General features: G+C 42.9%; 8 protein-coding genes and 1 pseudogene. 2 read left to right on the top strand and 7 right to left on the bottom strand.

Features of this window, described 5'->3' with window-relative positions; all coding sequences use genetic code 11:
• From AC1DWN_RS20345 to AC1DWN_RS20330, 4 genes are all read right to left on the bottom strand, one after another.
• The coding region (locus AC1DWN_RS20345; protein ID WP_477560730.1) for a cache domain-containing sensor histidine kinase at nt 1-1511 on the bottom strand (1511 nt) is incomplete at its 3' end.
• A 119-nt stretch (nt 1512-1630) separates the two neighbouring features.
• Entirely contained in the window at nt 1631-3154 is a 1524-nt protein-coding gene (locus AC1DWN_RS20340; RefSeq protein ID WP_477560729.1) for an ABC transporter substrate-binding protein, read from the bottom strand.
• Between the two features lie 53 nt (nt 3155-3207).
• Nucleotides 3208-4098, bottom strand: coding sequence for a carbohydrate ABC transporter permease (locus tag AC1DWN_RS20335; RefSeq protein WP_477560728.1), 891 nt, complete (start codon nt 4096-4098; stop codon nt 3208-3210).
• Between the two features lie 37 nt (nt 4099-4135).
• Nucleotides 4136-5053, bottom strand: coding sequence for an ABC transporter permease (locus AC1DWN_RS20330; protein WP_477560727.1), 918 nt, complete (start codon nt 5051-5053; stop codon nt 4136-4138).
• Nucleotides 5054-5341: 288 nt separating this feature from the next.
• Here AC1DWN_RS20330 and AC1DWN_RS20325 point away from each other — a divergent pair, with 288 nt between their 5' ends.
• Together AC1DWN_RS20325 and AC1DWN_RS20320 are read left to right on the top strand one after the other, a co-directional pair.
• Entirely contained in the window at nt 5342-6244 is a 903-nt protein-coding gene (locus AC1DWN_RS20325; protein ID WP_477560726.1) for an alkaline phosphatase family protein, read from the top strand.
• On the top strand, nt 6237-7205 hold the full coding sequence (locus tag AC1DWN_RS20320; RefSeq protein WP_477560725.1) for a metallophosphoesterase family protein: 969 nt from the start codon (nt 6237-6239) through the stop codon (nt 7203-7205). The genes AC1DWN_RS20325 and AC1DWN_RS20320 overlap by 8 nt, the downstream gene beginning before the upstream one ends.
• 88 nt (nt 7206-7293) lie before the next feature.
• Here AC1DWN_RS20320 and AC1DWN_RS20315 read toward each other — a convergent pair whose 3' ends face one another.
• The 3 genes and pseudogenes from AC1DWN_RS20315 to AC1DWN_RS20305 form a co-directional block, all read right to left on the bottom strand.
• The gene (locus AC1DWN_RS20315; RefSeq protein ID WP_477560724.1) at nt 7294-8148 is read right to left on the bottom strand and encodes a DMT family transporter; all 855 of its coding nucleotides are present in this window, start codon (nt 8146-8148) and stop codon (nt 7294-7296) included.
• 160 nt (nt 8149-8308) lie between these two features.
• Nucleotides 8309-9076 (bottom strand): DeoR/GlpR family DNA-binding transcription regulator, encoded by a 768-nt coding sequence (locus AC1DWN_RS20310; RefSeq protein WP_477560723.1) that lies wholly within the window; start codon nt 9074-9076, stop codon nt 8309-8311.
• Between the two features lie 92 nt (nt 9077-9168).
• Nucleotides 9169-9388: pseudogene (locus AC1DWN_RS20305) on the bottom strand (response regulator); the annotation flags it as partial.

Genomic DNA, 9388 nt, shown 5'->3' with positions numbered 1-9388 from the left:
ATCCTAATGCGGCAACGATTTTGATCGGTATCTATTATGGCATGAATCTCAATATGAAAGGGCTCATCCATGAAGTCAAATCCATATTTGATCGCATTCTCGATAAAAGGCTGCACGATCAAGGGAGGAATCTGAACCTGCTTTGAGTCCTCATCCATCACAAACCGATAGGTTATCCTCTCGGGAAAGCGGAGCTGCTGAATACGCAAATAACTGTCCATATGTTCCATCTCTTCAGAGAGAGTAACGAATTGCTGGCTCGTTTTGGTCGTAAAGCGAAAGTATTTCACTAGATTAAGGCACATCGCTTTAATTACCGGATAATTTTTGAGCTGAGCAAGGTTATAGACCACATTAATACTGTTGAGTAGGAAATGTGGATTAATTTGCAACTGTAAATGCTTAAGCTCCGCTTTATGGGCTCGAATATTTTCTTCATAAACGTTAATTTTCAGCTTTTGAATTTGATTCGCCATGTCATTGAAGGTTTCATTGACCATATAAAACTCTCTAGAGGGAGAATTGCTCAGCCTATATGCCCAGTCACCTCTTTTAAGTGTACGCATGCCCTTAAGTAATTCATTCATCGGCCTGAGAATAATACCGTTAAGATAAATCAAATACAGAGAGAGCAGCACAACGGCAAATACCGGAATCCAAGCAATAATCATACGAAAACGAGCAAGATTATGAAGCATTCGCTCTTCCGGAATGAACGCAGCCAGCGTAACATCTGTTGAGATAATTGGATTACTGACGACAATGTAGGTATCTTTCTCTCCCATAATCCTCTGGTATTTCTCGTAGGAGTCAATAAGAGGAGGATCGGCGAAACCGCCAACATCGAAGCTGCCGGTGATCAGTTTCCCCTCACTATCAGCGAGAGCAGCAAATCCATCTCTGCCGAGCTGAATCAGCTCTAGAGGAATCATCAGCTTTTCAAGGCGAACCCATGCTCCCAAGTATACACCTACGCCCGCATCCACAATACGTACTAAGCCATGTATATTTCCAGAGCTAACCATCATCCACCCCGAAAATAATGGGCTGCCAGGCTTTACTGTGTCAAGCAAGTCCTGAATACACTGCTTAATGGCCAGATTTTCATCGTAGGAGGCTGTCTTGATATTGGTATGTATGAGATCACGGTGTGGTTTAGAATAAGCAAACTGAATATCAACGGTGCTATCAAACCGATTATATCGGCCTAAGCTGTTCAATATGCGCATTCTGGTCAAAGTATACTCATTAGAGTTGTAGACCAACTTATTTAATGACAAAATATCCGAATCGGCGGAAGCCAAATCGTATAGAAAATTGGTTTCTATACCAAGAGCGGTCTGGATTTGGTTAGCGTACAGGGTGATCATGCTTTTGTTGGACTCCGCCGCCTGTTCTCGTACGGAATTCGATGCCGTGTAATTACTATAAAGCAGCAGAAAGACTAGAGGAAACGTAATGGTGATAAAGCCAACTGTTAATTTGAAACGTAAGGAGCTTTTAGGATTCATCGAAGTTCTTCCCCTATTCCTTCATGTCGGTATACCTTCTATATATTTTATTATGGCATATCCCGGATTTGAAAAGGAAGGAGGAGTTGGAAAATTGCTCTCCAACTCCTGAATGTATCTTATTGCGTTTTCACTTTCGCCCATTCGTCCAACTGACGTTGCTGTTCTTCCAAAATTTTCTTATATCCAGCAGCGTTACGCTTAGCTTTATACTTCGCAAGCGTTCCTTCCACATCATCGATAGCACCTGAGAACAGAACCATCTGGAACTCTTTGTCTACGTTGCCGACCGCTGCCTTCTCCGCCTTGACTGGAGACTCATCGAAAGTGAAACCAAGAGCGATCGAGCGTTCCGAGCTTTTATTGAATTCCTCGTATTGTTCCCACTTGTTAGGATCTTCATTTGCCCACAAGTATGATATGAACTGATTTCCGAACATCCAACCGCCTGGACTTGGGTAGCCTTGCGTCTCAGCTGTTACGCCTTCTGGATAATCGATAACGTTTTCTGATTTCTTAATATAATGTGTACCTTCAATTCCCCAATCCAGCATGTTAAGCAGCTTAGCATCCGTGTAAAGCATATTAAGGAACATCATTGCTCTCTCAGGATCTTTGGAGGTACGAGAAATCGCTAGCACTGCTCCATTTGCTTCGCCTGTTGTCGTATAAGGCAGAGCTGTTTCCACTTGAACGAGCGGCAATCCCATTGACACAGACATTTCCTTGTCTTTACCCGGCTTCAATGATGAACCTATTGCAAAAGCTTTGCCGGCTTTCATCATGTTCTCAGATTGGCCGCTTGAATCTGAAGTCATAACATCTTTGTCGAACCAGCCATTAAGATTCCATTGTCTCATACGCTTAAGAAAATCGACATATTTAGGATCTTCTAGATTATCAATAGCCTTCAACTCTTTGCTATCGCGTGAAATGATACCGCTATCGTAGTTTGCAGCACCCCAAGTCAATGCAAATTTATTACTAACAACGGGTACTATTCCTTGTTCCTTCTCTTTAATTACTTTAAACATTTCTTCCATTTCTTCAAGCGTTTTAATACCTTCAGTATTGAATTTGTATTTATCTACCAACTCTTTATTTAGAAGGAAACCAAAGGCTTGTGCAAATTCCTTTTTGGTAGGAACGCCGTAAGTTTTGTTGCTAATTTGTGCGCCTTTCATAAAATCATCACCTAAAATAGCAGGGATATCTTTGCCGTGTTTTGCGATGAGATCTGTCAGTTCTACAAATTGTCCTTTGGATACATCTAATCCATAACCAAACCATCCGGCAGTAAACAGGAGATCAAAGGATTCTCCGGAAATTTTCATTAGGTTCGTCTTGTCCGTCCAGGAACCCCAATCAATCGGTTTCAATTCGATAGTCGCGTTGATTTTTTCTGTTAAATATTTGCTCATTTCATCCTGCACAAGCTTTAGATCTTTAGGCACAGCACCAGGATAAATTAGTGTAATTTTGTAAGGTTTGAGGCTTGCGGCATCACCAGTCTCATTGGATGGTGTATTATTCGTGCCTTCTTTTGGAGTGTTGGAACCTCCTGTTTTGTTCTGAGCACATCCGGACAGAACTAGCATAGCAACGATGATCAGGGTTAATCCGGTTTGTAGCTTTTTCTTCAACGTAACCAATCCCTTCTTCTCTTTGTTTTTATCGGAAACCTAGATGCGCAATATTAGCCTTTGACCGCACCGCTGGTGATACCGCTGATATAAAATTTTTGAAAGAACGGATACGCGATTAGGAGAGGCGCGACCCCGATGATGGCGAGTGCCATTCGAACACCTTCGGTTGGCATTTTGGAAAGCAGCTCGCCTACCTGACTGGATGTATCAGCCTTCATAATTAGAAACTGTACATTATTTAACGTCTTGGTCATTAAGTACTGGATATTCATCAACTCTGGCTTATCGATAAACAACATACAGTTGTACCAGTCATTCCAATAAGCTAGCAAATTGAAGAGGGCAACAGTCGCCATAATTGGAGCAGACAGCGGCACCACTAGCTTCATGAAAATAGTCAGCTCGCTCGCACCGTCGATTGTACCTGACTCAACGATAGATTCTGGTATTGTGTTGGCAAAAAAACTACGCATCAACAACACGTTAAAAGCACTCAATAATAGATTGGGAATGATCATACCAAGCAGCGTGTTTTTGAGCCCGATCATTGTCACGTAAGTAATATACCAAGGCACCATCCCCCCACTAAATAGCATGGTGAAGAATAGAAGAAATGACATCGAACGGCGCAGAGGCAAGTCTTTGCGTGATAACGGATATGCGAAGAGTGCCGTTATGAATAAACTGACAATTGTTCCAATCAGAGTTACTAGGATGGTTACGCCATAAGATCTCGCAATCTGACCAAAGTCATTAAATAAAAACTGATAGGAAGCAAAATTGATTTTGCTTGGAAATAAGCTGTATCCGTTATGGGCTATAGAGCTCTCATCTGAGATGGAGACCATGAATACTAGAATGAATGGGAATAGTGATGCAATGCTGAAGAGTACAAAGAACAGATGGATAAGTGGAGATCGTAAACGTGATGTAACCGGCATCTGCTTGATGCCTCCTCTCATTATGAATGTTTATCTATTAGAATAATGCGTCGTCCTTGCTAATTCTCCGCACCGTGAGGTTTGCTCCTAAAATCAAGAAGAAGCAGACAACAGATTGATAGATACCAGCGGCAGTCGACATTCCAATGTCCCCTCGCTCAATCATTGCACGGTAGACAAATGTATCGATGGTATTAGTAGTAGGCATTAACGGTCCTGAGTTCATCGGTACCTGGTAGAATAAACCGAAGTCTGAACGCATAATCGAACTGATTGCTAGCAGTGTCATGATGATAATCATCGGCGAGATGAGTGGAATAGTAATTCGAGTCATCTGTTTCCATTTGTTAGCACCATCGATAGTTGCCGCTTCGTAATATTCCTTATCAATGCCGATAATGGCTGCAAAATAAATAATAGCCAAATACCCAACGTTTTTCCATGCATTCACAATAACCAAAATATAAGGCCAGTAATCTGGCTCATTGTACCAAGAGATGGAGTCCGTGCTGAACCATTTGGCAAGCTGACGATTGATAAGTCCGCTCTCAGTATTTAGAAAGCTGTATACCAGATAAGYGACAACTACCATTGAAATAATATGCGGGAGCAAAAACGTGCTCTGGTAAAAACGAGTGATAACTTTATCTTTGATTTCGTTGACTAACAGTGCTGCAAGCAGCGCAAAACTTGTATTCACCACGATGAAAAATACGTTATACATAATCGTATTTCTCGTGATCAGAAAAGCATCTGGAGAACTAAACAAAAACTTAAAGTTGTACATCCCGGCCCATGGACTACCCCAAATGCCGTCCACATAATTCAGCTCCTTGAAAGCAAGGATGACTCCATACATAGGAATATAATTGTTCAAGATCAAGTACGCTAGCCCAGGGACCATCATAATGAGTAAAGCCCTGTATTTCTTTATCTTTTTTTTGAATGTTCGCATTCGGCTACTCATAGTAGTGGATGTATCGTTTGATGCAAACGCCGTCATAAGGCTCACCCTTTCATGTTGCTGTTCTCTGTCTCTCATTATAGTGGGTCGCTAATCTAGCGAACTACTAGAATAATGACATATCCTTATCACGTTAATGACTAGTTGTCACGGAGCATTGATTCGCATATTGACGGTTTTAGCGGGCACTCGTATGCTGAAAATGTGAACAGATCGTACCGTTTCCTATTTATGGGCGGCAACGTCTTTCARCAGAAATTTAATATGAGGGAGCGAAAAATGATGAAGCAAACTAAGGTTGTAAAGCGGGTATTTATTCTTGGAATTGATGGAGCCGGAAATTTCGTACAGCAAGCCGAAACACCGAATTTAGACGCTTGGCTGCCACGCGGTGCCTATACCTTCGAGGCGAAGGCAGAAATGCCGACGATCAGTGCAGAATGTTGGGGATCTGTGCTTCATGGAGTGCAGCCTGACAAGCATGGCTTAAATAATGAGAAGGCGGCAACACTAACCTATCCGAGCTCATCTCCCTATCCTTCCCTCTTTAAACTAGTAAGAGAACAACAGCCTGAAGCAAAGCTTGCTTCTTTTAGCAGCTGGAGTCCAATTAACTCCGGTATTATTGAAGATAATCTCGGCGTACATAAAGTTTCTCTGCCAGATGCCGAGCTTGTCACTTCTCTTCTCGCATACATTGAAGAGAATCAGGACGTTCGTCTGTTATTTCTACAACTGGATGAACCGGATGGCTCTGGACACCGTTACGGCTACGGAGATGATTGTCCGGAGTATTTAGCTGCGATAACTACATGTGACGAACTAATCGGCAGTGTTCTGAAGCGACTAGAGCAGTTAGGTCTTATGGAGGACAGCTTAGTTATACTTCTTACTGACCATGGCGGTGGCGGTGAGAACAAGTATAGTCATGGCAGTGGCCATCCTATGGACCGTGACGTCTTCTGGGGATGTATCGGCCCCGGAATTAATAGCGGACTTCTAACAGCTCCTGTAACCATAACAGATACAGCTGCAATTACCGCACTTGCGTTAGGTCTGACGTTGTCTGAGCAATGGGACGCACAAATACCAGATGGATTACTAGACGACACGTGGGCCTCCAAGAGCATCACAATTGTCGATAACAAAATTAATTCTTCAGTAGAGTCGCAAAATGGTTAAGTCTCTGCGGTTTCGCGAAGACGGGACGTTTAAAATCGTGCAGTTCACAGATCCCGAATTTTCTTCCTATGAAGCGGAAGAACAAAGGATGGAAGCTATGATGATCCGTATTCTGAAAGATGAGCAGCCAGATCTGGTCGTCTACACAGGAGATGTCATCGCTTCCGCCGGTCATCCTAACCCCGTAGCCGCATTTCGCCGCGCTTGTTCAGTGCCTGAGAGCCTGGGCATTCCATGGGCTGCTGTGTTCGGCAACCATGATACGGAAGGAACGGTCACGCGGGAGCAGCTGCATGCGTTGCAGTTGACTTACCCGCATAATTATGCGAAACCCGATCCACCTGGCATTCACGGCTCAGGCAATTTTGTCCTGACTGTTGAAGGGAAAGATCGTGAAATGGCCGCTGCCCTCTATTTCTTGGATTCAGGCAGCTACTCCCCGCTGGAGTATAGCAGAATGGGCTACTATGACTGGATTCGCCGTGATCAGATTGATTGGTACACACGTGAATCCTATCGTCTTACCGGAAGCAATGGCGGAACACCACTGCCCTCCCTCGCCTTTTTTCACATACCGCTTCCTGAATATAACGATGTATGGGACTTCGGTGTCTGCTACGGAGAACGTAATGCTCCTTTCTGCTGCGCGCCTTGGGTGAACTCCGGCTTCTTCGCAGCTATGATCGAGATGGGTGATGTCATGGGAACCTTCGCTGGCCATGACCATGGTCACGATTTCTGGGGCGATTGGCATGGCATCCGTCTCTGTTATGGGAGGACTACTCGTAATGCTTACTTGGATCGGCCTTTTCTAACAGGAGCGAGGGTCATTTCCTTGAAAGAAGGAGAAAGAAGTTTCAATACTTGGCTGCACTTAGAGGATGGAACGGTGCTGTCAGAGCAGCCTAAGCATGAGCCTGAGGGACGTACACCGGAGAATGTTGCTATTTACTTAACATAAGCAGCACCGAATCGATAAGAAGCTATACAAAAAAAGCGTGATGCTCCTCGTTGGATGAGCGTCACGCTTTTCATATACTAAAAACCAATCAATGCCCTGCTGATGCAATCATAATGATACCCGTCACTACAACGATTGAAGCCGTTATTCTTCGGGCACCTTGCGACTCTTTCAATACAAAGAGTCCAAGCAGTGTACCAAACACGATACCTACCTCACGCATAGGCGCGATAGTAGACAGATTAGCATTTCTAGCCGCAAACAAAAATAACAGATAGGAGCCCGGCGATAATATTGCTCCAATCCAAATAATATTCCGATGATTTCTAATGACACGCTTTACTCTATCAAATTGAAGAACAGAAGGAGTCAAACCAAGTAAAAACCCAATATTCGTCACTTCAAGCAGTGCAAGTGGTGAAATGTATTGCAAGTTTACTTTGTCAACGACAGAGTAAGTCGTAATACACAGTCCGACGCTTAACGCGAGCAATACCGGTTTTAAGTAAGCATTATTTTGCTCTGTTCCCGATCTCCGCCCGACCATGACGACGAACCCAGCTAGCATCAAACTAATACCTAACCATCCCCATAGAGGTAAGCTTTCTCCCAATAAGATGACACTGACTAATGGTATAAGCAAAGTTGGTGTACCTCGCATTATCGGATAAACTTGCGATAGTTCTCCCGCTTTGTAGGTATAAGCAAGCAGCATAGAATAAATGGCTTGCATCAAAAGCGATAACCCGATCATTAACCATTGGTTCAGTGTAAAATGCGCACCAGATAATTCAAACATCAAATTTGGCAGCAATAGTATGGTTGCCGGAATATATATTACCCATAGGAACACCGGCTTATCTGTACTTTGCTTTGCAAACATATTCCATACAGCATGTGCCAAACCCGAACATAAGACTAGAACAAGGCCAACTACGATCATATTAAAAACAACCCCTTCCAACATTTACAAAAACACAATAACACACAAACACACATATACACAATAGAAAAAAACCAAATACAACCTTACACACAGAAAAACGACCCTTAGCATCACACTAAGGATCGTTTGAACGAGATAACTCTTTCCATTATTCCCTTTACTCGCAGACGATTTCAATACCGTTCTGTTTGTATTTCTCAACGATCTGTCGATCAACCTTAGAATCTGTTACAAACCGTTCAACTTCCGTGCAACTACACACTTTGATTAAGGAAACTTGATCAATTTTACTGCTATCGGTAAGAGCAATCGTGCATTTCGCATTTGCATGCATAATTTTTTTCACTTGTACTTCTCCGATTGCAATATCAGTAATGCCTTCTTCTAATGTAACACCGCTCATACTCATAAAAAAGATATCCGCATGAAAACGGGATGCGAATTCTTCTGCTAAGTCGCCGATAATACTCTGCTCTTCCTGTCGAATAATCCCGCCGATCATAATAAGCGTATACCCGGGCATATCGATTAATTCATTCATTATTGGCAACGAGTTCGTTATGATAGTCAGACGATTAAACTTAGTCTTGAGTGCTTTCGCAATATGCGTGTTAGTTGTACTTACATCAAGCGCGATGGACATCCCTTCCGCAACATACCGGGTCGCGATTTGAGATAATTGCATCTTCTCTTCCAAATAGATGGAGTCACGTATTGGCAGTGGAATTTCTCGACTGTAATCCGGTTCCTTCAAAATCGCACCGCCATGAACCCGTCTTAAATATCCTTCACCTTCTAAAAATTCTAGGTCTCGCCTTATCGTTTCAAACGAAACACCGAACTCATCGATAAGCTCCGAAGCTCGGATTGATTTGTCCCTATTAAGCTTCTTGATAATTAACTGATGCCGCTGCTCTACAAACAATTGCGTCACTCCTTCTTGCCATGACTTCCTAGCATTTTATTCTTACTTATTAATTTACCATATATTTAGTAAGAATATAAAAGAATGATACTTTAATCTGCTGCTTTCAAATAAGCCGCTACTCGATTTGTTAGCGCAATAGGCGGCTCCAATCCCAAGCCATTGCGATAAGCAGCCTCAAACTTCTTATAATGTCTAGAAATAAGTTCCTTGTTCCCTCGACTTGCATAAACCTCTATCAATAGCAGATTCATCCCCTCCTCAAGCGGGTATACATTCAAGTATGTATCAAGTCGTTGCTCTGCCCTGCTC

It is taken from the genome of Paenibacillus sp. P4_A7 (genome assembly GCF_056402455.1).
Note: the sequence above shows the minus strand (reverse complement) of the source record. Positions and strands in the feature narration are given on the sequence as shown.

Bases quoted from the DNA above. Each gene is read 5' to 3' on its own strand.
- AC1DWN_RS20320 (WP_477560725.1), top strand. From the start codon at position 6,237: ATGGTTAAGTCTCTGCGGTTTCGCGAAGACGGGACGTTTAAAATCGTG.
- AC1DWN_RS20325 (WP_477560726.1), top strand. From the start codon at position 5,342: ATGATGAAGCAAACTAAGGTTGTAAAGCGGGTATTTATTCTTGGAATT.
- AC1DWN_RS20335 (WP_477560728.1), bottom strand. From the start codon at position 4,098: ATGCCGGTTACATCACGTTTACGATCTCCACTTATCCATCTGTTCTTT.
- AC1DWN_RS20315 (WP_477560724.1), bottom strand. From the start codon at position 8,148: ATGATCGTAGTTGGCCTTGTTCTAGTCTTATGTTCGGGTTTGGCACAT.